Source organism: Epilithonimonas hominis (assembly GCF_003730015.1).
Lineage (GTDB): Bacteria > Bacteroidota > Bacteroidia > Flavobacteriales > Weeksellaceae > Epilithonimonas > Epilithonimonas hominis.
This window is the reverse complement of record NZ_RJTU01000007.1, coordinates 1-22,604: the sequence shown is the minus strand read 5'-3', so window position 1 is coordinate 22,604 and position 22,604 is coordinate 1. Positions and strand designations below refer to the sequence as shown.

At 35.8% G+C, this 22,604-nt stretch carries 27 protein-coding genes and 2 pseudogenes; 23 read left to right on the top strand and 6 right to left on the bottom strand.

The features are described from left to right. Positions 1 to 48 precede the first annotated feature (48 nt). From EGH73_RS00315 to EGH73_RS14365, 3 genes are all read left to right on the top strand, one after another. A complete protein-coding gene (locus EGH73_RS00315; RefSeq protein ID WP_123280163.1) occupies positions 49 to 1,023 on the top strand; it encodes an RES family NAD+ phosphorylase in 975 nt (324 codons plus the stop codon). 201 nt (positions 1,024 to 1,224) lie between these two features. Further along, positions 1,225 to 2,157 carry a DUF4349 domain-containing protein gene (locus EGH73_RS00310; protein WP_123280162.1) on the top strand — a complete coding sequence of 311 codons (933 nt, stop codon included), beginning with the start codon at positions 1,225 to 1,227 and terminating at the stop codon, positions 2,155 to 2,157. Beyond that, positions 2,078 to 2,242 (top strand): hypothetical protein, encoded by a 165-nt coding sequence (locus EGH73_RS14365; RefSeq protein ID WP_184808042.1) that lies wholly within the window; start codon positions 2,078 to 2,080, stop codon positions 2,240 to 2,242. The genes EGH73_RS00310 and EGH73_RS14365 overlap by 80 nt, the downstream gene beginning before the upstream one ends. Here EGH73_RS14365 and EGH73_RS00300 read toward each other — a convergent pair. Continuing rightward, entirely contained in the window at positions 2,214 to 2,762 is a 549-nt protein-coding gene (locus EGH73_RS00300) for a hypothetical protein (protein WP_123280160.1), read from the bottom strand. The genes EGH73_RS14365 and EGH73_RS00300 overlap by 29 nt on opposite strands. Before the next feature lie 215 nt (positions 2,763 to 2,977). Here EGH73_RS00300 and EGH73_RS00295 point away from each other — a divergent pair, with 215 nt between their 5' ends. From EGH73_RS00295 to EGH73_RS00265, 7 genes are read left to right on the top strand one after another with little or no spacing between them, the layout of a single operon-like run. Next, a complete protein-coding gene (locus EGH73_RS00295; RefSeq protein WP_123280159.1) occupies positions 2,978 to 3,652 on the top strand; it encodes a MarR family winged helix-turn-helix transcriptional regulator in 675 nt (224 codons plus the stop codon). A gap of 1 nt (position 3,653) precedes the next feature. Further along, positions 3,654 to 5,123, top strand: a complete 1,470-nt coding sequence (locus EGH73_RS00290) for a phytoene desaturase family protein (RefSeq protein ID WP_123280158.1) — start codon at positions 3,654 to 3,656, stop codon at positions 5,121 to 5,123. A gap of 17 nt (positions 5,124 to 5,140) precedes the next feature. Beyond that, positions 5,141 to 5,977 (top strand): phytoene/squalene synthase family protein, encoded by an 837-nt coding sequence (locus EGH73_RS00285; RefSeq protein WP_123280157.1) that lies wholly within the window; start codon positions 5,141 to 5,143, stop codon positions 5,975 to 5,977. Next, positions 5,974 to 6,420: a hypothetical protein gene (locus tag EGH73_RS00280; protein ID WP_148041663.1), complete on the top strand. Its 447-nt coding sequence runs from the start codon at positions 5,974 to 5,976 to the stop codon at positions 6,418 to 6,420. Before EGH73_RS00285 ends, EGH73_RS00280 begins: the two co-directional genes overlap by 4 nt. Positions 6,421 to 6,423: 3 nt before the next feature. Further along, positions 6,424 to 6,891: an SRPBCC family protein gene (locus EGH73_RS00275; RefSeq protein WP_123280155.1), complete on the top strand. Its 468-nt coding sequence runs from the start codon at positions 6,424 to 6,426 to the stop codon at positions 6,889 to 6,891. A gap of 2 nt (positions 6,892 to 6,893) precedes the next feature. Further along, complete coding sequence (locus tag EGH73_RS00270; RefSeq protein ID WP_123280154.1) at positions 6,894 to 7,358, top strand: sterol desaturase family protein; 465 nt, start codon at positions 6,894 to 6,896, stop codon at positions 7,356 to 7,358. Continuing rightward, entirely contained in the window at positions 7,358 to 8,065 is a 708-nt protein-coding gene (locus tag EGH73_RS00265) for a lycopene cyclase domain-containing protein (RefSeq protein ID WP_245985347.1), read from the top strand. The genes EGH73_RS00270 and EGH73_RS00265 overlap by 1 nt, the downstream gene beginning before the upstream one ends. 123 nt (positions 8,066 to 8,188) lie before the next feature. Here the strand turns inward: EGH73_RS00265 and EGH73_RS00260 are convergent, their stop codons facing one another. Further along, positions 8,189 to 8,785, bottom strand: coding sequence for an MFS transporter (locus EGH73_RS00260; protein ID WP_123280152.1), 597 nt, complete (start codon positions 8,783 to 8,785; stop codon positions 8,189 to 8,191). 378 nt (positions 8,786 to 9,163) lie between these two features. Here EGH73_RS00260 and EGH73_RS14445 point away from each other — a divergent pair, with 378 nt between their 5' ends. The 12 genes and pseudogenes from EGH73_RS14445 to EGH73_RS00215 all read left to right on the top strand — a co-directional run bounded on the left by EGH73_RS14445 (position 9,164) and on the right by EGH73_RS00215 (position 16,386). Continuing rightward, the gene (locus tag EGH73_RS14445; RefSeq protein WP_441316282.1) at positions 9,164 to 9,415 is read left to right on the top strand and encodes a site-specific integrase; all 252 of its coding nucleotides are present in this window, start codon (positions 9,164 to 9,166) and stop codon (positions 9,413 to 9,415) included. Between the two features lie 44 nt (positions 9,416 to 9,459). Next, the gene (locus EGH73_RS14440; RefSeq protein ID WP_441316283.1) at positions 9,460 to 9,645 is read left to right on the top strand and encodes a hypothetical protein; all 186 of its coding nucleotides are present in this window, start codon (positions 9,460 to 9,462) and stop codon (positions 9,643 to 9,645) included. Continuing rightward, the gene (locus EGH73_RS14435) at positions 9,636 to 9,722 is read left to right on the top strand and encodes a hypothetical protein (protein ID WP_441316287.1); all 87 of its coding nucleotides are present in this window, start codon (positions 9,636 to 9,638) and stop codon (positions 9,720 to 9,722) included. The genes EGH73_RS14440 and EGH73_RS14435 overlap by 10 nt, the downstream gene beginning before the upstream one ends. Next, positions 9,719 to 9,916, top strand: a complete 198-nt coding sequence (locus EGH73_RS00250; protein ID WP_123280151.1) for a heavy-metal-associated domain-containing protein — start codon at positions 9,719 to 9,721, stop codon at positions 9,914 to 9,916. The genes EGH73_RS14435 and EGH73_RS00250 overlap by 4 nt, the downstream gene beginning before the upstream one ends. Before the next feature lie 245 nt (positions 9,917 to 10,161). Beyond that, a complete protein-coding gene (locus tag EGH73_RS00245) occupies positions 10,162 to 10,353 on the top strand; it encodes a hypothetical protein (RefSeq protein WP_123280150.1) in 192 nt (63 codons plus the stop codon). Positions 10,354 to 10,568: 215 nt separating this feature from the next. Then, on the top strand, positions 10,569 to 11,447 hold the full coding sequence (locus EGH73_RS00240) for a DUF3347 domain-containing protein (protein WP_123280149.1): 879 nt from the start codon (positions 10,569 to 10,571) through the stop codon (positions 11,445 to 11,447). Between the two features lie 45 nt (positions 11,448 to 11,492). Next, the gene (locus tag EGH73_RS00235; protein WP_245985346.1) at positions 11,493 to 11,897 is read left to right on the top strand and encodes a DUF305 domain-containing protein; all 405 of its coding nucleotides are present in this window, start codon (positions 11,493 to 11,495) and stop codon (positions 11,895 to 11,897) included. A gap of 129 nt (positions 11,898 to 12,026) precedes the next feature. Beyond that, the gene (locus tag EGH73_RS00230) at positions 12,027 to 12,686 is read left to right on the top strand and encodes a DUF3347 domain-containing protein (protein WP_123280148.1); all 660 of its coding nucleotides are present in this window, start codon (positions 12,027 to 12,029) and stop codon (positions 12,684 to 12,686) included. Between the two features lies 1 nt (position 12,687). Then, the gene (locus EGH73_RS00225) at positions 12,688 to 13,137 is read left to right on the top strand and encodes a heme-binding domain-containing protein (protein ID WP_123280147.1); all 450 of its coding nucleotides are present in this window, start codon (positions 12,688 to 12,690) and stop codon (positions 13,135 to 13,137) included. 24 nt (positions 13,138 to 13,161) lie between these two features. After that, complete coding sequence (locus tag EGH73_RS00220) at positions 13,162 to 15,432, top strand: multicopper oxidase family protein (RefSeq protein WP_123280146.1); 2,271 nt, start codon at positions 13,162 to 13,164, stop codon at positions 15,430 to 15,432. Positions 15,433 to 15,509: 77 nt separating this feature from the next. Beyond that, on the top strand, positions 15,510 to 15,755 hold the full coding sequence (locus tag EGH73_RS14430) for a hypothetical protein (protein ID WP_449401683.1): 246 nt from the start codon (positions 15,510 to 15,512) through the stop codon (positions 15,753 to 15,755). Beyond that, positions 15,742 to 16,386: pseudogene (locus tag EGH73_RS00215) on the top strand (RteC domain-containing protein). The gene EGH73_RS14430 and the pseudogene EGH73_RS00215 overlap by 14 nt, the downstream one beginning before the upstream one ends. 9 nt (positions 16,387 to 16,395) lie before the next feature. Here the strand turns inward: EGH73_RS00215 and EGH73_RS14105 are convergent. The 4 genes and pseudogenes from EGH73_RS14105 to EGH73_RS00200 form a co-directional block, all read right to left on the bottom strand. Further along, complete coding sequence (locus EGH73_RS14105; protein WP_245985344.1) at positions 16,396 to 16,947, bottom strand: hypothetical protein; 552 nt, start codon at positions 16,945 to 16,947, stop codon at positions 16,396 to 16,398. A 31-nt stretch (positions 16,948 to 16,978) separates the two neighbouring features. Beyond that, positions 16,979 to 19,879, bottom strand: a pseudogene (locus EGH73_RS00210) (N-6 DNA methylase); the annotation flags it as partial. After that, positions 19,866 to 20,303, bottom strand: a complete 438-nt coding sequence (locus EGH73_RS00205; RefSeq protein WP_123280145.1) for a DUF1896 domain-containing protein — start codon at positions 20,301 to 20,303, stop codon at positions 19,866 to 19,868. The gene EGH73_RS00205 and the pseudogene EGH73_RS00210, both read right to left, overlap by 14 nt. A 360-nt stretch (positions 20,304 to 20,663) precedes the next feature. Beyond that, positions 20,664 to 20,978, bottom strand: coding sequence for a helix-turn-helix domain-containing protein (locus tag EGH73_RS00200; protein WP_441316286.1), 315 nt, complete (start codon positions 20,976 to 20,978; stop codon positions 20,664 to 20,666). Positions 20,979 to 21,897: 919 nt separating this feature from the next. Here EGH73_RS00200 and EGH73_RS00190 point away from each other — a divergent pair. After that, positions 21,898 to 22,604 (top strand): phage integrase SAM-like domain and Arm DNA-binding domain-containing protein (locus EGH73_RS00190; protein ID WP_184808041.1); only part of this gene is annotated, 707 nt, incomplete at its 3' end.

The following is a 22,604-nucleotide window of genomic DNA, read 5'->3' as shown; positions in this document are numbered from 1 at the left end:
GCTAAATGCACAACAGGTATTACCTACTATTTTTCATAACAATCTAAAATGAAATATCCTATTTGTTCAGAATGTTTTTATAATGAAGGCTTAAAATTACTTTGTCAAAAATTTGGATTAAAAAGCAATGAAAAATGTTGCAATTGTCAAAAAGATTACGGCTATAAAATTTCTAAAGAAAATTTGCACGAAATATCTTGGGAATATTTTGTTAATGGTAGTTATTACCAATCAGAATATGGAGGTTCCTCTTTAATAATGTTTAATGAATATCAGGAAACAGATGTTGATTTTGGAAAATACTTAAAAGAAGATGTTCCACTGATAGAAAAAACTCTTGGAATTGGTTTTTTTTATTACGCACCAAGATTATATAAATTAGGACTAATAACACAATTAGAAAAATTACAAAGTGAAGATAATTCTGCAGAACAAGTATTAAATGAGATTATAGAAAAATTTCCCACAAAAGTAATTAATGAGCAAAATCATTTTTATAGATTAAGAAAAAATGTTTCCAATCCAAATGATGAGAGCCAATTTGATAGTCCTCCAATTGAATATTCAGGAAATGGAAGGTTAGATAGTAAAGATTTGAATATTCTTTATGGGTCAGAAAATATCGAAATTTGCTTGCACGAATGCAGAGTTTCTATAATTGACGATTTATATTTAGCAAAATTAACACCTACCAAGAGTTTAAAAATTTTAGACTTAAGTGCTGAAATTAGTGAAGATAATACAGAGTTTGAAAGCTTATTTTTAAGTGTACATTATCTTTTTAGAGCTGAAGAACATTCTTATGATATTTGTAAAAAAATTTCAAGTTTTGTTTATTCAAAAGGATATGACGGAATAATTTACCCTTCGTATTTTAGTAGAGTCAAAACTGAACGCATTCCAAATATTGCTTTATTTGGCTCTCCCATAGAAGATGGTAAAATTCAGATTAAAAATATTGATAGAATTAGAATTGATAAAGTAGAGTATAATTATACTTTTGGGCCTTTAATAAATCAATAAAATTCAATTATATTTTTAATAATTTAGAATTAAGAGATTCTAAAATCTGAATACTTTTTCTTTCAATCTCTTGTAAATCATTTGTAAAATCAAATTAAACATTTGATTTTCATTAGTTTAAAATATTACAAAAATTATTAGATTCATTTACAAATTATTCTTTTCGTTTCGGGATAGCTTTACATCATAAAATTATCCACAATGAAAAAGTTACTATTGACCGCAGTTGTTTTGAGCATACTTACAATGTGTAAAAAAACAGATTTACAAGAAGCTAATAATACAATCGCCAACGCAGATTCTTTGATTGATAAAGCTTCTGAAAGTTTAGAAAATCTGGATTCGGATGCAAAAGCTACATTAGATTCAGTTAATCTGAAAGCTAAAGATTTGCTTAAGAACAAAGAAGAAATCGAAAAAGCTTTTGAAAACAGCAAAAGTAAAATCGATTCTATTTCTGAAAATGTTGAGAAATTCAAAAAAGATATTGAAGAGAAAAAAATCAGTTCTAATATAGATTCGATAAAAAATCAAATCAAAAAAGAAATCCCAAAACCGAAAACCGTTACCAAAGTTATTTACAAAGATAAACCTGTGCAAAAAGAACCAGTTGAGCCAGTTAACGCAATGGTAAAAAATGGTTCCGTTGAATTGAATGTAGATAATATTGCTCTAGCAAAACAATCGGTAAGAGATATTATCAGAAAGTACGATGGCATCATCAACACAGAAAATTTGGTTAGTAATGATGAGTTTCAGACTTTGCATTTGACGACAAAAGTTCCTTACGATAAATTTGATTATTTGGTAGAAGATTTATCGATGTTGGGAAGTATTCATAACAAAAACCTTGAAGTTAAAGGCGATTCCTACAATCCGAATAAACTTTGCAGTCTGGAAATTACTTTATACGACAATTATTTGAAAGCAAAAGAATCAGAAAATCAAAGTTTTGGAGAAAAATCTGCAAACGCCATTTCATCCGGCTGGAAAGTAATTGGAGATATTTTATTATTCCTACTTCCCTTTTGGCCAGTTTTCCTTATTGGCGGCATTGGATATTATTTATATAAAAAAAAATATGGCAAAGGAAATCACAATCCACCAAGCAAAGATTCTGAAGAGAAATCATAAAAATAAAAGACGCTTAGATTATCAGCGTCTTTTCTATGTATTGAAAAATGTGATTCTTAGTTCATCAAGCTTTTGCTTAAGTTAAGCGCATCTTGATTTGAGCCGTCATACTGCAAAGATTTTGCGATATACTCTTTTGCTTTTTCCGGATTTGTATCCTTATCCAAAAATGCGATGAAGAAATAGGCGTAAGCTAAGTTTTGTTTTGCCGCATCTACATCTTCTGGCTTGACTTTGGCGATATATTGCTCATAAGCGGTTTTTGCTGCCTCATTATTTTTAGCTGACTGATTGGCGTAACCGATGCTGTAATAAGCGGGTGCCCAATCTGGAAGGATCGCTGTTATTTTGTTCCAAGTTACGATTGCAGAATTCCAGTCATTTACATTTTGATATGCTGTGGCTAGTGCTACCAAAGATTGTGTGTCATCCGGGTTAGATGAAATTTTTAGTTTTAGCGCGTCAATTTCGGGGTTTGTAGTTTCCTGTGTTTGAGCAGATGTTTGTGCCTGTTCAGTAGTTTTGGTAGTCTGTGCTGTTGCAAATCCTGCCGCTAATAATGAAACCCCTAATAATAAACTTCTAATTTTTACTTCCGTTTTCATAACCTTTTTATTTAAGTTGTATATTAGTAAACAATTATAATTCCATATATCTGTTATATTTTCAATAATTACGAGTTTTAATAGTCTTTTAAGAATTAAATATTAAAGTTTAATAAATTTTAAATAATATGGATTGATTGGTCTTATTGTTGATATGTATATTTGTATACTAATTGTTTAAAAAATAGTATATTTGTTTATTAAATTTTACAGCCATGGATTTTACGATCGTTAAAAATCTATTAGAATTATTTGAAAAATTTGATTCGGAGAATGTCAATAATCTATACAGTAAGGATATTGTAGGATTTCGCAACTGGATATATGATCAGGAGTCAGACCAGCACAGAGATGGAAAAAGTGAACCTGTTTGGGATGGCAAAGAGTTCGGACGGTCACCAGAAAGTGTTATCAGTACGCTTTTGGTTCATCTTAACCGATATGCAAAAACTTATTCTAAATCGGCTATTGCTGGTTCCGATTTCAGCACACAGGATGAATTTATATACCTTATAAATTTAAAATCTTTTGGATCTTTGACCAAAATGGAGCTCATCAGAAAAAATGTTCAGGAAAAGCCAGCGGGTATTCTTATTATCAACAGACTCATAAAACAAGGCTGGGTAGAGCAAAAAGATTCTGTTACAGACAGACGAACAAAAGTTCTTACAATAACAGAATCCGGTCTGCAAGCCTTGGATATGCAAATGGATAAAATCCGAACTGCGACAAGCATTGTAACAGGCAATCTGACTTATAATGAGAAAATGGATCTCATAAGAATTCTGGATAAATTGGAACAATTCCATCATCCTATTTTTTCCAAAAATATAGATAATAATAAATTAATTGACACTGTTTTACAAGATTACTCTTTTGATAAAAACTAATATGACAAAGAAAATAGCAATTATAGGATCTGGATTTTCAGGCTTGTCCGCAGCAGCTTATTCAGCTAAGTTAGGAAACGAAGTACATGTTTTCGAAAAGAACAGCAGTTTGGGCGGTCGCGCAAGAAGTTTCCGTACAGACAACGGATATACGTTCGATATGGGTCCAAGTTGGTACTGGATGCCAGATATATTTGAAGATTTTTTTGCCGATTTTGGTAAAAAAGTTTCTGATTTTTATGAATTGGTGTCTTTAGACCCTCAGTTTGAGATGGTTTTTGATGATGGAACCATGGAGATTCCGCAAGATTATGAATCCATGAAATCCCTATTCGAGAAAACGGAAAAGGGAGCAGGAAAAATGCTGGATGATTTCATGAAAGATGCACAGTTCAAATATGACGTGGGAATGAAGGAGTTCGTCAATAAACCTTGTCATTCCTGGTTTGAGTTTATGTCTCCTAAAATTGCAAAAAGTGCTTTGAAATTAGACCTTTTGACTGATTTTCACCATTTCGTAAGAAAATATTTTAAGCATCCTAAACTGATCACATTGATGGAATTTCCAGTGATTTTCCTTGGAGCAGCTCCGAAAGATATTCCTGCGCTTTATAGTTTGATGAATTATGGTGGCTATAAACTCGGAACATGGTACCCGAAAGGTGGCTTTATCAAAATTGTAGAAGCAATGGCGACCATTGGAAAAATGCAGGGCGTTCATTTTCACTTTAATGCGAATGTAGAAAAAATTGTTGTAGACGATAAGAAGGTAAGCGGAATTATTGTAGATGGGAAAAAAATATTTTTTGACAGCGTGATTGCTTCATCAGATTATCATCATACAGAACAGGTTTTGCTGGATAAAGAGTACAGAAATTATGATGAAAAGTATTGGAATAAGAAGACATTTGCGCCTTCTTGCTTGATATTTTATTTAGGGTTCAAAGAAAAAATATCAAATCTTAAGCACCATACACTTTTTTTCGAAAATGATTTGGATTTGCACACTACAGAAATTTATACAGATAAGAAATGGCCGTCGAAACCATTGTTTTACGTTTGTTGCCCATCAAAAACCGATGACAATGTTGCCCCAGAAAACTGTGAAAATGTTTTTCTTCTGATGCCCATTGCAACAGGTATTGAAGATTCTGAGGCGATGCGAGAAAAATATTTTTTGGAAATGATAGAAAGAATTGAAAAACACACGGGATCATCTCATCTTTCATCAAAAATAGATTATAAAAAAAGTTATTGTCTTAATGACTTTATTAATGATTATAATGCTTATGAAGGAAATGCGTATGGATTGGCCAATACCCTATCTCAGACGGCAGTTTTAAAACCATCTTTAAAAAATAAGAAAGTTAAAAATCTTTTTTATACCGGTCAGCTTACTGTTCCAGGTCCTGGCGTGCCGCCCTCTATCATTTCCGGAAAGATAGCCGCAACTGAAGCCGATAAAAAATAAACCGAATCTACTGTAATATGAAAAAACTATTTGACGAACTTTCCTACAAGGTAAGCAAACAAACCACCAAACAATATAGCACAAGTTTCTCGCTGGGTATTCTTGCATTGTCCCCGAAAATCAGAAATGCGATCTATGCCATTTATGGCTATGTCCGTCTTGCAGATGAAATTGTGGACAGTTTTCACGGTTATGATAAACAAAAATTATTAGCCAGATTCCGAGATGAAACTAATTATGCATTAGACGAAAAAATATCGCTTAATCCTATCTTACACTCTTTTCAGGAAACGATCCATCAATATCAGATTGATTTTCAATTAATAGATCAGTTCTTGAGAAGTATGGAAATGGATCTTCATAAAATAGATTATAATTCGGAACTTTATAAAGAATACATTCTCGGATCGGCAGAAGTTGTGGGACTGATGTGTCTTCAGGTATTTGTAGAAGGAGACAAACAAGAGTATGAAAAACTGAAACCATACGCAATGATACTTGGCTCGGCTTTCCAAAAAGTTAATTTTCTGAGGGATATGAAGGATGATTATTTTGTTTTAGGACGCACTTATTTCCCGAATGTCAATATCGAGGATTTTAACAGTGAGGTAAAAGCAGATATAGAAAAAGAAATACACGATGAGTTTCAAAAAGCCTTGGAAGGCATCAAAATGCTTCCTGCTTCTTCGAAATTCGGGGTTTATCTGGCTTACAGATATTATGTTTCATTATTCCGCAAAATAAAAAGAACCTCGGCAGGAAAAATCATTAATCAAAGAATAAGAATTTCTAATTCTAGAAAAATTTCATTAATGATGGGTTGCTATGTAGAGTATAAAATGTCATTGATATGAAATGGTTGCTATTTGCTTTTCTCATATCTTTCTCAATGCTCCACTCACAGGATTATGACGCAATCAGAAAAAATTATCAGAAAGCCGTTTCTGATAAAATGATATGCAAAGAGATGCTGAACCATTTTGAAAATAAAAACAACACAGGTTTGGATCTGGCTTATGAGGGTGCTTTTCAGGCGATATGGGCCAAACATGCCATTAATCCATTGGAGAAACTTACAACTTTTAAAAAAGGAAAAAAAAATATTGAAAAAGCCGTAAAACAGAACCCGAATTTGATAGAAACACGCTTTCTCCGCTATTCTATTCAAAAGGAAAGTCCTGCTTTTCTGGGATATAAATCTAACATTGATGAAGATAAGATGCTCCTGAACAGAAATATTAAAGACGTAGATGACATCATTTTAAAACAAATGATAATCGATATTCTAAAGAGTTAAAAAATGATACACCAACTATACAAAGAACAACAGCTGAATTGCAGTCTGGAAGAAGCTTGGAGCTTTTTTTCATCTGCTAACAACCTATCCAAGATTACGCCGAAAGAGATGAATTTTATTGTAAGAACCGATCTTCCGGATGACAAAATTTATAAAGGGATGATTATTGATTATTATGTTTCTCCTTTACTTGGCATCAAAATGTCCTGGCAAACAGAAATCACTGAGGCCAATTTCCAGAAAAGCTTTACAGATTTTCAGAAAAAAGGACCTTATAAACTCTGGAATCACCGCCACGAATTCATTGAGAACGACAACGGCGTTCTGATGAAAGATACGATTGATTATGAACTGCCCATGGGATTTTTAGGCGAATTGGCTCATAAATTATTTGTCCGAAACAAACTGGAACATATCTTTGAATACAGAAGAGTTATTTTAGAAAAAATGTTTAATTCAAAAAAGAATTAATTATGAATTTCCTGATCGTTTTAACCACTTTTTTCCTAATGGAAGGTGCCACTTGGGTTATACACAAATATGTGATGCACGGCTTTCTTTGGAGTTTACACAGAGATCATCACGACCATAGCACGGATCCGCCTTTGGAAAAAAATGATTATTTCTTTGTTATTTTCGCAATACCAGCAATTATTCTGATGTATTTTGGAAGTGTTAATGATTTCAACTATCTATTTTACATAGGTTTAGGTGTTACAATTTATGGAATGGCTTATTTCTTTGTCCACGATATTTTCATCCACCAAAGAATTAAAGTTCTGAAGAATACTGAAAATCCGTACCTTTTAGCAATCCGCAGAGCCCATAAGCAGCATCATAAACATATTGGTAAAGAAGAAGGCGAATGTTTCGGATTTCTTTGGGTTCCTGTGAAATATTTTAAAATGTATTTAAATAAAAATAAAAAACAAGCATAATGTACTTTACTTACCTGCTTATAGATTTTTTCACGGTCATCATTTGTTTCATTTTTTCATTTCATCCAAAAATACAATTTAGCAGACATTTTGGTGCATTTTTCAAAGCCTCTATCCTCGTTGGTCTACTTTTTATAATTTGGGATGTTTGGTTTACAAAAAAGGGTGTTTGGTGGTTTAATGATGATTACCTCATTGGAATAAGGCTATTCGGTTTACCAATTGAAGAGATTTTGTTTTTTATATGCATACCTTTTTCCTGTATATTTACCTATTTCTGTTTGGATAAATTCTTTAAACTTGACTGGAAACCACTTCCAGAGAAATTATATGTTATATTTTCTGTCATTGCTTATCTATCGGTTGCTTTTGTCTTTCAGGATAGAGTTTATACACTGGTGACCTTTCTGACATTAGCTTTGAGTCTGATTATTTTGTATTATATACTCGGCGTGAGATGGATCGGGAAAGTATCTTTTATCTATCTCATTCTTGCTCCAGGTTTTTTATCTGTTAACGGAATTCTTACCGGTACAGGTCTGGAAACCCCGATTGTCAATTATAATCCTTCAGAATTTATCGGATTTCGTATCCTTACAATCCCGATAGAAGATTTTTTCTACGGACTCGAGTTAATTCTGTGGAATGTCTTTTTTCTGAAAAAATTTATGAGAAAAGACCACATTATACCCTCCAAAACAAATTAATACGATATTAATTGACTTAAGTTTAAGCTTTGATTTAAATCAAAACTGAATTAACTTACTTAAATTAAAAAATCCTAAGACAGCTCTTAGGATTTTTAATTTAGGTTATGAATAAATTTAATACTATTTTGTCATAGATTTTCTCATCGGTATAACAAATAAACCCGCAACCAAAAAAAGAATTCCTGCTAAAATAATTGCCGAGGAAGGATTATTTCCCAAAATATTTTTGAACACGAAGCCGAAAGACAAAGTCTGAATCAGCATCGGGATCACGATCATCACATTAATGACTCCCATATAAATTCCCCTTTTACTGTGCGGAATGGATGGTGAAATCATAGAATACGGCAATCCCATCATCGAAGCCCACCCGATTCCCAGTGCGATCATCGGAAGTAAAATAAAGTATTCATTTTTAATAAAATGCAGAGTCATAATACCTAAACCTGTGAGAAATAAACAAAATATATAGGTGTTTTTAGACCCGAATTTTTTAGCAAAAGGAACAAGAAGCAATGCCGAAAGCATCGTTACGATATTGTAAGAACCGTTCATTAATCCGGTTTGTCCTACCGCGACCTCAACCTGATGCAGGATTCCTTTTGCCCAGCTTAAGTCTGACGATACAACTGAAACACCTTTGTTAGCACTTTCTATCAATGCATTGGCTTTAGTTTCATCAGCCTCAGAGATTCCGTACAGTGAAGATTTCAGCATTGGTGTGATGAACTACCAGTAAACAAAAAGTGCATACCATTGGAAAAGATGTACCAAAGCAAGCTGCCAGAGAACTTTCGGCATTTCTTTTAACGTAGGACCTGAAAAGATTAACATTAAATAGTTAAAAATTTAACCTATGAAATAAAACCAAATGTACTATGCATTGCTGAAGGTACTAGAAGCAGAACATATTGTGAAAACCTTATTTCAGTTATTGAGAATGAAGGATAATCGCTGTACTACAGTCCTACTTTTAGTAATGATCCAAAATATAACTTACGTTATCCTTATAAACCTGAATGCCTTAAGGTTTTTTAAAAAAAAAGATTTGTAAAGAGCAAAAATAAGCAAAACGATTAAACCCGTTGCTATACAATGCTTTATAAAACAGTAGTCTTAGTTTGGAACTCGGTGTCTGATAGGTTTTGGGCTATGGAAGAAACCGACCGCAGCTACCTTTTAAAAGAGGATGTGGAAACCTTAATGCTCCTGAAACCATCTAAGTCCCGATATGAACTTGTAAAAGACCTTTTTATTTTCAGTTGCTTCACAGGGCTTTCTTACATTGACATTAAAAAACTGAAATGGAGCAATATCCAGTCTTTCTTTGACGGACACCAAGGATAATCAGCCGGAGGAAGAAATCAGATGTTGCTTCCAACGTCCGCCTTTTGGAAATCCCTAAACTTATCATTGGGAAATATCGTGGAGTTACAAGAAATGATTTTGTATTCCCAATGCCATCCAATGCGACTTGCAATACGTATATAGGTAAACTTATTGAGAAAGCAGGTATTGTTACAGAACAGAAAGTTACATTCCACACTGCCGTCACACATTCGCCACAATGTTTTTGACCGAGGGCGTACCTCTTGAAAGCCTTAGCAAAATGATGGGTCATAAGAATATTTCCAAGAATTTCAATTCAAAATAAACCTTAATTGCGGAGTTTGTGTATCAAAAGTAAAATCAGATTTGGATAATGCGGAGGGCATTTGCCATTGGGATGTAGACACAACAAATAAAGACAAGATACAGACCGTAAAATCGACAGGAATTACAGAGGAACAAGTTATCGAAACGATACAAAAAGCTGGGTTTAAGATAGAGCCTCTGACTATAAAATAGCTTTCTATTTGAGCTACCTATCTAATTGTTTTCATTTGAAATATTTTAAGGTAGTAATGAACGAAAATCGCTAAAAAAACTTATAGAGTGCAATATGTATTTCAGCTTGAAGATTTAAGAAAGTGCAAAATATAGCAATTAAAAGAAATAATTTCATAAGTTTGTAGTGTTGAAAAATTTGAGTAAAAATATCAGCTTTGTCATCTTATTGTGTTTGGGCTTTTTCCTAATGCCAAGCATAAGCTATGCTTGTACCAAAAAAACAGCTAAAACAGAACAAAAAAGTTGCTCAAAAGAAAAATCTGAAAAATCTCACCATAAAAGCAGTTGCAAGGACAAGTCCTGTAAAAAATGTAAGGATGGTCACAACTGCGACGGCAATTGTAAACACGGCTCTTGTGGATGTAGTACTTCTTCATCTTCTGTTAGCTTACTAATACCAATACATTTAAAAGTAACAACCCCTTTTGCCAAAACTAAAAAGCAAAAGTTCGGGTTCAAACAAACCTACTATTCTTCGGGCTACTCTTCCATTTGGCAACCGCCTAAAATAAGCTAAAACGGTGGCTTTTTAGCCACAGGTATGTCTTGTCGAAAGCTATTTAGTTTTCGCACAACCTTTGTTTATCTTACTAAATTAAAAATTTTCAAAATGAAATCATTATCAAAAATAGTGATGGTAATCGCCGTATTACTATCATCAGTAAACAGTTTCGCACAAATCAAGAATGCGAAAACCGAAACCGTAAAAATTTACGGCAATTGTGGTATGTGTAAAGCCACTATCGAAAAAGCAGGAAACGTGAATAAGGTAGCCAGTGTAGAATGGAATAAAGATACTAAAATGGCTACACTCACTTATGACAGCGATAAGACCGATCAGGATGAAATATTGAAACGTATCGCTTTGGCTGGTTACGACAGCGAAAAATTCTTAGCTCCTGATGATGTTTATGCTAAACTTCCGGGATGTTGCCAGTACAGCAGAGAACTAAAGCCAGTAGCAAAAACCAAAGATGCTGCTATGGATATGAAAAATGAACACGCCAATCATAACCAAAGCGGTATGGCTCAAAAAAATATCACTGAAACGCAAAATGTACCACAATTAAAAGCCGTTTTCGATAACTACTTTTCGGTAAAAGATGCCTTGGTAAAAACCGATGCAGGTACTTCTTCGGCAAAAGCGGTAGAATTGGTCAAAGCCATCAAAGCGGTAGAGATGACAAAACTTTCTACCGACGAACATACCGTTTGGATGAAAGTAATGAAAGATTTAACGGCTAATGCCGAAAAGATTGCTGCTTCTAAAGATGTTGCAAAACAAAGGGAAACTTTCGCTTTGCTTTCTAAAAATATGTACGAATTAGTTAAGGTATCTAAACAAGAGACACCTGTTTATTATCAGCATTGTCCAATGTATAACAATGGTAAAGGTGCAAATTGGTTAAGTAAGGAAGAGGCTGTTAAAAACCCGTATTACGGCTCTCAAATGCTTAACTGTGGTAGTGTGCAGGAAACTATTAAATAGCAAACAAAAAATAATTGTTATGGAAAGTATGAAAACCAACACGGAATGCAACATAAACAAAAGAGTGAAAAAAATAACCCCAATTACTCTTTAGCAATGTACAAACGCTTTGCTGTAATGGCTGTTGCAATGTTTATAGCTATGTATTTTATTATGTATGATATGATTGACGGATTGAATAATCTTATCCCGAACATCAACAATTTATATATGACGCTGCTGATGGTTTCAGCAATACTGATTATTGAATTATTGATAATGAAAGGAATGTATCAAAACAAAAAAATCAATTGGGCAGTCATTGCGGTTTCTCTTGCGATTGGTATCTTTTCGTGGTTTGGCATTAGGGAGCAAATAAATGTGGGCGATAAGCAATTTGTAAAAGGGATGATACCGCATCACGCATCAGCAGTATTAATGTCCAAAAAAGCTAAGCTTACCGACCCCTAATTAATTGAGCTACAAAAGAACGTACTGGAAACACAAGCAAAGGAAATCGAATTTATGAAGCGAAAGCTGAAAGAATTTGAAAACAAGTAAACAACAAAAATTTCTTTAATAACATTAAATAGCATTAAAATGAAAAATATATTTTTCTCCATCGCATTAGCAACGGTTGCAATAATAACAGTTTCGTGCAATCAGTCTTCCAATAAAAATAGCACCCAACAGGCTAATGATAGCACCGGAGTATCAGAAACTAAGGATTTATCATCAGCGGTACAAAATGATACTGTAGCTACTGTTACTTCAACAGATATGTCTTCTCAGAAAGAGGAAAAGTCCACTGTAAAGGAACAAGCACAAAACTTTACAATCACACCGATAATTAAGGATTATTTGGCTTTGAAAAATGCACTCGTTGCTGATAATGATAAAGCAGCGGCTAATGCAGGAAAACAACTTTTTGCTAATTTAAACAAGGTGGATCTGAAAACCATACCTGCCAACAAGCATAAGGAGTTTATGGATATTTTCGAAAATGCTAAGGAAAATGCGGAACACATTGGCGACAATGCTGGCAAAATAGCCCACCAAAGGGAACATTTAGCATCGTTAAGTAAAGATGTTTCCGACCTTATTGCATTATTTGGGACTACACAAAAACTATATCAGGACTATTGCCCAATGTACAATGATGGTAAAGGTGCGGTTTGGATTAGCGAAGCCAAAGCAATAAAAAATCCCTACTACGGTAGTCAAATGCTTACCTGCGGTTCTGTAAAAAAGGAATTATAAAATGAAGAAAGTATTAAAGATAATTTTAGCAATAGTGCTGTTTATTTTTATTGCAATTCAATTTTATCAGCCTGCCCTTAATGTAGATAAAGGGCAGGTTTACACCACCGATTTTACGCAAGTCTATAAAATGCCTGTTGAAGTAAAAGCGATGCTCCAAACCTCTTGCTACGATTGTCATAGCAACAATACCAAATACGTTTGGTACGATTATATACAGCCTGCGAGAGCCATAGTAGAAAATCATATTAACAACGCAAAAGAAGATTTGAATTTCAATGAATGGGGTATATACACAAACAGGAAACAAGGAAGATTATTAAACTCAATCAAAGAACAAATAGAAACGAAGCAAATGCCTCTGTCCTCATATACATTAATGCACAAAGATGCAAAACTGAATGATGAACAAATCAAAACATTAACCAATTGGTTAAAAGAGCAGGAGTAAGTTTCATTAATAAAAAATATAAAAATGAATATACCCATAAATAGTAAAATGAGGTTGCTGCAAGCGGTATTTATACTGCTATGTTCGCAATCTGTTTTTGCCCAAAAAGTAGTGCGATACGAGTTGTATGTAAAAGATACACTTGTAAACTATGCAGGCAAAGAAAAAAGAGCCATTGCCGTAAACGGTCAGATACCGATGCCAACGCTCACTTTCACAGAAGGCGATACAGCCGAAATAGTAGTCCATAACCAATTAAAAGAAAGTACCTCGCTCCATTGGCACGGTGTGTTCTTGCCTAACAAAGAAGACGGTGTGCCGTGGCTGACACAAAAACCTATTGAAGCAGGAGCAACATACACCTATCGTTTCCCGATTATCCAACACGGAACGCATTGGTATCATTCCCATTCAGGTTTGCAGGAGCAGATTGGAATGTATGGCAGTTTTGTGATGAAAAAGCGTGATGACGATAAAACCTTTAGAAAAGGAATTGATGATTTGCCGACCGTACCCATCATTTTAAGCGAATGGACAAACCTAAATCCCGATAACATTAACCGTATGTTGCACAACGCCAATGATTGGGCAGCGATAAAAAAGAATGCTACACAGTCCTATGCGGAAGCCATCAGAGAGGGACATTTCAAAACCAAATTGACCAACGAATGGAAACGTATGTTGGCAATGGACGTAAGCGATGTGTATTATGACAAAATATTAATCAATGGAAATCATACTACCGATTTAAAAACAGTTGATGGCAAAAAACTAAAAGCAGGAGATAAAGTAAGATTAAGAGTATCAAACGGCGGAGCATCATCCTATTTTTGGTTACGATATGCAGGCGGTAAAATTACAGTAGTAGCCAATGATGGTAATGATGTAGAGCCAGTAGAGGTAGATAGATTAATCATTGCGGTTTCCGAAACTTATGATATTGTGGTAACAATTCCTGACGATGGAGTTGCCTACGAGTTTTTAGCCACAACCGAAGACAGAACACAATCGGCAAGCTATTTTGTAGGCAATGGTATCAAACAGTTAATATCGCCACTCCCAAGATTGAAATATTTTGAGGGGATGAAGATGATGAACGATATGATGAAGATGAATGGAGATTTGGACGATATGGGTATGAAAATGAGCCTGAACCAAATGGATATGAATGTGGTAATGTATCCCGAAATTACTGGAGAGGCTAAACCTAAAGAAGACCATAGCGGGCACAATATGAATATGGATAATGACCCCAACCGTTACAATGCAAATGCTTTGGGAGAAATCAAAACGCTGAATTATGCAATGTTGCAATCTCCTTACAATACGGAACTTCCTAAAGATGCTCCGGTCAAAGAATTGAAGTTTACCCTTACGGGAAATATGAACCGATATGTATGGAGTATGGATAATAAAATACTTTCTGAAACCGATAAAATACCCGTAAAAAAAGGAGAAATTTTACGAATTACCATATATAACAACTCAATGATGCGCCACCCGATGCACCTGCACGGTTTCGATTTCAGGGTAATCAACGGTAAAGGCGAAAAATCACCACTCAAAAATGTTTTGGATATTATGCCGATGGAAACAGATACTATTGAGTTTTTAGCTAATGAAGAAGGAGATTGGTTTTTCCACTGTCATATACTTTACCATATGATGTCGGGTATGAACAGGGTTTTTGCTGTTGACGACTATAAAAATCCGTACTTACCCAACAAAAAACAAGCCTACAATAAATTGCAGAGAGAAAGCAATATGCCGCACTTTATGGCACAGAATGATTTTGCAACCAATGGAAACGATGGAGAAGCGATGCTTCAAAATGCACGGTGGAGTTTAGGTACAGAATGGCGTTTAGGCTACAATGATATGCACGGTTATGAAGTAGAAACTCATTTAGGACGATATATTGGTAAAATGCAATGGTTTATGCCATTCATCGGTTTTGACTGGAGGTATCGTAAAATGGGAATGGACGAACATGAAACAAATTTGTTTGGGCAAAAAAATAAGAAGGATACACGTAGAGCCTTTAGTTTAGGTTTTATGTACACATTGCCAATGTTAGTCAATTTTCAGGCAGAGGTATATCACGATGGCATTGTTAGGTTGTCATTAATGCGTGAAGACATTCCTATTTCTAAAAGATTAAGAGGTGGTTTTATGGTCAATACAGATTTTGAGTATATGGCAGAGCTTAGGTATATTATCAATAAAAACATTGGCATTCGTACTCACTACGATAGCGATATGGGCTTTGGTGTGGGGCTTGCGTTGACATATTAAAGGGTATTAGCTGGATGATGCCTAAATCTGTCAGATTTAGGCATCTCTATTAGTAAACCAAATTTTAAGACTTCAAAGTGAATAAATTTTATACACAAACACTTTTTAAGCTGGAAACAGAAATCGACAAATTAGAAATTGAAGCTGATTGCCCAATCCAAAGGATAGAAACCGTTATAAATATAATTATTGAATTTTTATCAGAATTAAAGAAAAACATTCTGAAAAGTGGGTTTAAAAACACAGAAGAAGAAATCCATTTTTTCAAACATCAAAAACCTGTCATTGTTTCAAAACTAATTTATTACAATGCTATCTTGTAAGTCTCCCCGAACGTTGGACAGAATTATACCCTCATTTTGTTTTGTGCAAAATAGAAAGTTAAAAAAACCAAATGAAACAAAGTCTGCAAAGAAATACTTCAATACCGAATTGAAGAAACTCAAAAGATTTTTTGACAATAATCTTGAATTTTATAAATATTACCTTACTAACAATACCTTTATTGATAACCAACTATTTGTTCGGGGAAAGTATGATATTAAGCTAAATTTAGATACCATCTATTTTGAAACAGACCATTCCTTTTCTACCATTGCCGATTACAAAGTAGCTAAGATATTGGCAAACGATTTAATACAAGTTTATCTTGAAGACCAGCTAAATAACAAACATTATAAGAAAGCAAATAGTAAATCTCCTTTGAGCTGAACGGTAATTAAACTAGCATTAACCGAGTTGATTTATGCACTCTACGCACAAGGTGTATTCAACAACGGAAATACCGATATAAAACTAATTGCCAAAACATTTGAAAGCACATTTAATATTGATTTGGGCGATTTCTACCATACGTTTATGGAATTGAAAGCCCGTAAAATTAACCGAACGAAATTCCTTGACAATTTACGGGATGCCTTAATTAAGAAAATGGATGTAGAGGACGAAATATAATGGACTTTCTTATAACACCCCTCGTGGCAGATGAAGACCTTTTGTCCGTACAATACTTTCTGAAACCTTTGGGGCTTCTTTCTGCTTTTCGGATGGTTCTTCTTTCGTTTCGGGTTTGATGGATAACTGTATCTTACGCTCCACAGATGCCAGTTCCGTTTTCAATTCGCTCAATCTGCCTTCTTTAGACCACGTACCATTTACCACTTCTTGAAGAATGGGTAGGTCTTTTTCTATCTCCGCAATTTTCTTTTGCTCCTGCTCGATATAGCTCGGCAATTTCTCCAGTGCATTAAGAAAGTTCATAGCCGCCAGCTTCTCATCTTTAGCAATTAAACCGTTGCTATAGGTATATTTGATAATGCCCTGTCCCTGCACTAAAAAGCGGTTTACCCGTATATCCACGCCCTCCTTTTCGGACATTTCGGTTTTGACCAACAGCGTAAATCCGTACAAGCTTCCTATTTCTTCGTACTGACCTCCGGTGCGGGCTTTGTCCGCAAGCTGGTTGAGCTTTGCACCGATTTGTTTCATATCCGCATTGGGCGGTAAACCGTCCAACTGTACAGGATTTGCAATTGTACCATCCGAACGTTTTTCCTGCACCAACTTCGTGGTCGCAGATTGCACCGTTGTTCAGCTTAATCATCCAAACAGTGTCCTTTTGGCTGGAATACAAATCGTCAATCCCCAACGCCTTGCGGTCTAAGCCGGGAAAGTCCTGATGCGTTCCGTCATAATTCGGGCGGACAAAGCAGTTGAATGTATCGTTATATTGGTCTGTAAGCCTTGTTTTGAACTCATCGTTTTGGGCGTGTAGCCACTAGGTAAAAGCGGTACGGATTTCGTCAATCTTGGTGTTCGCAATTTGTATGGCTTCCATATCCCGCACCTTGACCTCTTGGTCGCCAACCGTAATTTTCTTGGTAATATCAGGCGTGGTATTGACAAGAGCGTGTTTGAGTAGGGCAATCCCGTCAAACGTTCTGCTTTCAGCTTTGACAGCGTATTTTTCCCATATAAGCAAATTCTTCCGGTCACACTTTACTGAAAAGTCATCAGAGCTTTCAGAGTAATGAACGAGTACATCCGTATCAAAAAGATGTGAAGCAAAACGGGCATAAATGCCAGTGGGTATCCAGCGTTCGCCGAGGTTAAAATCGAGTTCCTCAAACTCAATTCGTCTTGGTCGGGCTTCTTCCAGAACGGTAAGGCTTGTTGTGGCTTCGGCATCATCGGGATTGCGTTCGAGATACGCTTTGACCTCTTGGGCTTTCTCTACTACGTTCCCTGCAATCCAGCGTTCGGATATTTCATATTCCTTTTGCAGAGGATTGTAGTAAATACGACCGTGCAATGCTTCTTTCAAAGCATCGTCCGTCATACCGCTGATTTCGGACATATATTCCAAATCCAAGCTTCCATATTTGTTCAGCGAAGCCGCTAACGCTTCTTCGGGATTGTCCGTTGCTATTGTTAAGATGGAAAAACTTACAGGACGGCTGAATATATCCGCTTTGTGTACCACGCCGCCAATGATACGCTCCAGATAAGGGATTTCCTTACCGGAGCTATCCGTTTTGATGAGCTTGATATTATCGGCACTATTGAGATTTCCGTACCTTTTGACAAAGGCATCGTATAAGCGGTTAAGGTTTTCCCTTTCTCCCTTGTACTCGGTCTGAAACTTTGCCTCTTTATTGTAAAGCTCTTGGTAAACATCACGTACAGCAATGTACGCTTCGGCTCTTGCTTTCTGTAAGGTCGGTAATTGCAACGGGTGGAAAACTGCCGTACCGTCTGATGTATCTACATCTTGCAGATGACCGACCCAACCACTATCCACGACAAGGCAATCGTTACGGTAGTACGATTGCAGTTCGCCCGTATAAGGAGCAGGTTCGGGAATGGTATCGGGAACGGCTGGCTTAATCGCTTGGCCATTCCCATTGATACTTGAAAACAGGTCGCCGATAACTTCCTGTTTTTTACCATTGGTAGATGTATTTCCATTGGTAGCTCTATTAGTAACAGGGGGCGTATAAGGTTGCTGCATCGCACTACTGAACAGGTCAGGTTGGCGACCTATTGCACCTCTACTTTTGTTGGTGCTTTGCCTTTTAACTTGTGTCGTTCTTTTGGGTGGAGCCGCAACCATTACAGGCTCGTCCACATTTTCAAACAAGTCGAAAATGCTTAGCTGTTTTAATTCCTGTGTAGTGTCTTGATTACTTGCAGGATTTGGTACAAGCTGTGGCTTTTGCTGAATGGTTATTGGTTCGACAATTGGAGGTGTTACCTTTGGAGTAGCGGGAATTTGTATTATAGGCTCATCGTTGCGTTCGCCTTTGTATAAACCTAAATTCAGGAGCTTGCCAAAATCATCCGTAAGCATTTGTTTGAGGTCTTGGGCAATTCCGGCAACGCCGCCTTTATGAGTATAGATGAGTGCAGGTTGTCCGTAAGGGTCAGTATCTAATTTGCGGTCTGTATGTACAATCCTTGTGCTGTCCTGAAAAAGTGCATTGCCTGGCGTATTGTACTCCGTTGGCTTGCTTTGGCAAAACAGTTCTTCGGTTTCGGTCAGACTTTGTTTTGCCATGTTCTTTTGCAGAATAATCAAATCACTGCCCACTTCTGTACCTGCGTACTCTGTAAACAGGTTATTGGGCAGGCGGACAACCGAAACCAAATCACTACCTTGCATCAACGCCCTGCGTATGGGTTCATTCTTCGGGCTGTTGAGGATGCCCTGTGAAGCGATGTACGCTAACAAGCCGCCCTCACGTAGCATATCAGTACCTTTCAGGAAAAAGTAATTGTGTATGCTTCGGGCAGCCTGGACTTTTGCATTGTCCTTACTTCGGGAATAGGAAAGGTCAAAAACGGAAGTATCGCCAAAGGGAATATTACTGGCAATTACGTCGTAGCTGTTTTGTTCTTTTTCCGGGATTTCCTCGAAACCGCTTACACGGATATTGCTTTCGGTATAAAGTTGCTTTAAAATCTTGCCTGTGAGCAAGTCCTTTTCATAAGCGGTAACGTTTGCTTTTTGATGTTCTGAAAAGGATTGTATGAATGAACCGATACCTGCGGACGGTTCGAGGAATTTCTCAATATGCAAACCGCTTTCACGCAAGGTTGCGGAAATAGCATCTATTACCTGTGGCGGTGTATAAAAAGCCGTCAATACGGAGCTTTTCATACTATCTACATACCTGCGGTATTGCTTTTCGTCTTTGGAATTTTCCTTTAGTAGTTGGTAGAGCTCCTGCGTGAGTGGAAAAAGTTCGTGTTCTGTTTTTCTCCAATGATTGATGTCTATTTCGTTCGCTATGGGGTTCAACACGAATTTAAGACCACCAAATCCGCTGTATTGCATAATTAGCAGTCTTTCGCCTACGGTGGCTTGTCGTTTCTCCTTTTCCAGTTTAAAAGCAATTCGCAGGGCATCAATGTCGAGTTGGAGATGTTGGCGTTTACTGAAGCCCATTTTCCTGTATCCATATTGCGATGGTTCCTGTAAGCTCGGTGTAGAGCAGGTTAAACTCAATTTCATAAGCGAAATCATCGGTTAGCTCATATCTTGTGAAAACAGGCTCACAGACAGGGAACATTTTAAGGGCGAACAGTCGCAGTTCCTCATCTGCCATTATGGTATCAAACTCGTTGCATACCACCTGAAAAACTGTATCAAAACGGGAAAAGTACAAGCCCTCAAATAGAATGTAATCGGCTATTTCATTGCATTGTTCAATACGGCTGCCCGAACTGAAAGCACCCTCATAGGCATTGGCAGCCCACGAGGAACGTTGCTCGATAAATTTTTTGTCGTTCGCCTTTTCGGGGAAGCTGTTGTTTAGTAATTCTTGCAGTCGTAATCTGAAATACGAAAGGTCTTTTTGATGTGTACTCATACTATAATTTTTATTTAGAATTTTGCTCGAAACCTAAAATTATAGCAGCAGGTAAGCCCCTCAAAAGAAGTGGCAGGCTTTGGCTTTGTGTGGCGGGATTTGGCGTATTGATGGCTTTTAGAAAATTACAGTGGTATAACCTAAGCATCAATTAACTTTTTAGAAATCGGCTACATCAATCTTAGATTTGGACACATCCAATTCCCCAAATTGTAAATTCTGCTTAAACTGACCATTGTATTCTGGTTTAAAGTGACCATAGTAAACCAGAATCAGATGGACACTTTCGCCAGAATCAGGTGGTCAATTTTTCCAGATTCTCCAAATATTCATAGGAACATACTTTTTGAGAGTTCATACCTATTTTTTAGCAGTATTAAGTTTCCTTCCTTTTTCTATGTAGCTTTTGCCTTTCGCCATAAGCTCCTGTACAAATTTATCGCTGCTCTGTACAGCATTGGCGTTGAGCATATCCTTAATTGCCCCGATGGTGTAGAAATACTGACCATACAATTTTGAGTAAGCTATTTCGCCTTTGGTACGCATAAGCCATAGTGTTTTCTCACTGATGCGTAGGTATTGGCATACCTCGTGGTTGTTGAGCCACAACTCATCATAGCTTTTATCTTCCTGTCTTTTCAGGTAATCGGCAATGGCATTGATATGGCTGTTCAACTGTTGCCACGCTTCTTCTTCAATGGTTATAATTTTCATTGCACAGCTTTTAAATGTTCACTATGCAAAATTGTTAAAGATGGCAGTGTTTGTCTGCCAAGGCTTGCCAATTGGTTTGGCGGTTTTCTAACAATTTGCGACGTACTTTGACTGACATCCACTGTCTTGATTGAATCCACCTTCTGTGCATTTAATAATTGAGTTGAACAAAGAACAAAAATTATTGATGCATTATTAAAAAATTTTGTGCTATTACTTTCCATAGATTTTTTTTATATCTGCAAATCTAGAATGTTATGATTTTGGACAAATAAAAAAAAAGGTGAAACGGACAAAATTTAACTTGAAGGGTAGAAAGTATATAGGAAACGTTTAATTAGTGATTCATCGTCCAAAATCTGTTTAATACATCTAAAGAATATTTTGTAGTAAATCTTGTAGTAATGATCTTACGAACTGCAAATAATTCAGGTAACTACATCTTTAGTGTACCAAATAGCCAATTCCTGTTATTTGGCTCAAACGAATCAAATTGTCTAAAGAAGTTTTTGAAGATACCCTCGTCTTGGTCCCAGTACGGGATTATTATTTTAAAACCAATAAATATTTTTTTTAAATAGCACTCAATCTTATAAATAATAAAAATACTTTATAAAAAACCAGCCCCCTGTTTAACCCCCTATAAAAAATAAACCCTTGAATATCAGCATATTCAAAGGTTTTATCGTGGTCCCACCTGGGCTCGAACCAGGGACCACCTGATTATGAGATGCAAAAGTGGGATTTTCATATAGCTGTATTTAGCTTCAAATACACTGATTATCTTCATTTTACGTTTTTCAAACTTTACATTTGGCTTCATCTGATTTGAGTAATTAGAACAAACTGTTGTACTAATATTATACTTAAAATACATTATATGAAACCAAGTATCAAAACTATTTGCAAGAAAAATTCTTTACAAGATGGATCATTCCCCATCTATTTGAGAGTGACAATTAACAGAAAATCCAAGTTTTACTCCACTCCTTACAAATGTAAAATAAATGAATGGGATGACAAAACCGGTGAGTTTAATTCTAAATTTCGAAATCATCTTGCTTTTAATTCATCTTTAAGAAGTTTGAAGGATAAGGCGACCGATATTTTAGAGAAGGTTAGAATAGACTTCGGAATCGTTACGTTAATTCAGTTTGATAATTACTTTCGGAATGATGAAAGTGAAGCTAAGCTTTTCGAAGAGTTTACTCAAAAAATTATGAAACAACTGGAAGACAATGGACAAATCAGTTACAGAAACTCTATCGAAGGCGTTTTAGTTTCTTTAAGAAAATTCCAGAAAAATATTGGTAAATATAGATTTGAGGATATTGATTGTCAATTTCTGATCGAGTATGAAGGCTTTCTAAGAAAAAATGGTGCTAATGATGGTGGTATTGCCAATTATATGAGAAATATTAGAATGATTTACAATAAAGCGATTAGCGGTAAAATTGTTTCTAATAAATTTTATCCATTTTCAGACTATAAAATTTCAAAATTCAAAAGAAAAAAAATTAAGAAAGCACTTTCAAAAGCTGAACTTGATAAAATTATAAGTTTTGATATATCTAACCTGTTGTGCAT

Bases quoted from the DNA above. Each gene is read 5' to 3' on its own strand.
- EGH73_RS00225 (WP_123280147.1), top strand. From the start codon at position 12,688: ATGAAGAAAGTATTAAAGATAATTTTAGCAATAGTGCTGTTTATTTTT.
- EGH73_RS00235 (WP_245985346.1), top strand. From the start codon at position 11,493: ATGCAACATAAACAAAAGAGTGAAAAAAATAACCCCAATTACTCTTTA.
- EGH73_RS00280 (WP_148041663.1), top strand. From the start codon at position 5,974: ATGAAATGGTTGCTATTTGCTTTTCTCATATCTTTCTCAATGCTCCAC.
- EGH73_RS00240 (WP_123280149.1), top strand. From the start codon at position 10,569: ATGAAATCATTATCAAAAATAGTGATGGTAATCGCCGTATTACTATCA.
- EGH73_RS14445 (WP_441316282.1), top strand. From the start codon at position 9,164: ATGCTTTATAAAACAGTAGTCTTAGTTTGGAACTCGGTGTCTGATAGG.
- EGH73_RS00275 (WP_123280155.1), top strand. From the start codon at position 6,424: ATGATACACCAACTATACAAAGAACAACAGCTGAATTGCAGTCTGGAA.
- EGH73_RS00260 (WP_123280152.1), bottom strand. From the start codon at position 8,785: ATGCTGAAATCTTCACTGTACGGAATCTCTGAGGCTGATGAAACTAAA.
- EGH73_RS00310 (WP_123280162.1), top strand. From the start codon at position 1,225: ATGAAAAAGTTACTATTGACCGCAGTTGTTTTGAGCATACTTACAATG.
- EGH73_RS00315 (WP_123280163.1), top strand. From the start codon at position 49: ATGAAATATCCTATTTGTTCAGAATGTTTTTATAATGAAGGCTTAAAA.
- EGH73_RS00290 (WP_123280158.1), top strand. From the start codon at position 3,654: ATGACAAAGAAAATAGCAATTATAGGATCTGGATTTTCAGGCTTGTCC.
- EGH73_RS00205 (WP_123280145.1), bottom strand. From the start codon at position 20,303: ATGAGTACACATCAAAAAGACCTTTCGTATTTCAGATTACGACTGCAA.
- EGH73_RS00220 (WP_123280146.1), top strand. From the start codon at position 13,162: ATGAATATACCCATAAATAGTAAAATGAGGTTGCTGCAAGCGGTATTT.
- EGH73_RS00270 (WP_123280154.1), top strand. From the start codon at position 6,894: ATGAATTTCCTGATCGTTTTAACCACTTTTTTCCTAATGGAAGGTGCC.
- EGH73_RS00245 (WP_123280150.1), top strand. From the start codon at position 10,162: ATGCTTGTACCAAAAAAACAGCTAAAACAGAACAAAAAAGTTGCTCAA.
- EGH73_RS00285 (WP_123280157.1), top strand. From the start codon at position 5,141: ATGAAAAAACTATTTGACGAACTTTCCTACAAGGTAAGCAAACAAACC.
- EGH73_RS00230 (WP_123280148.1), top strand. From the start codon at position 12,027: ATGAAAAATATATTTTTCTCCATCGCATTAGCAACGGTTGCAATAATA.
- EGH73_RS00300 (WP_123280160.1), bottom strand. From the start codon at position 2,762: ATGAAAACGGAAGTAAAAATTAGAAGTTTATTATTAGGGGTTTCATTA.
- EGH73_RS14435 (WP_441316287.1), top strand. From the start codon at position 9,636: ATGTTTTTGACCGAGGGCGTACCTCTTGAAAGCCTTAGCAAAATGATG.
- EGH73_RS00265 (WP_245985347.1), top strand. From the start codon at position 7,358: ATGTACTTTACTTACCTGCTTATAGATTTTTTCACGGTCATCATTTGT.
- EGH73_RS00295 (WP_123280159.1), top strand. From the start codon at position 2,978: ATGGATTTTACGATCGTTAAAAATCTATTAGAATTATTTGAAAAATTT.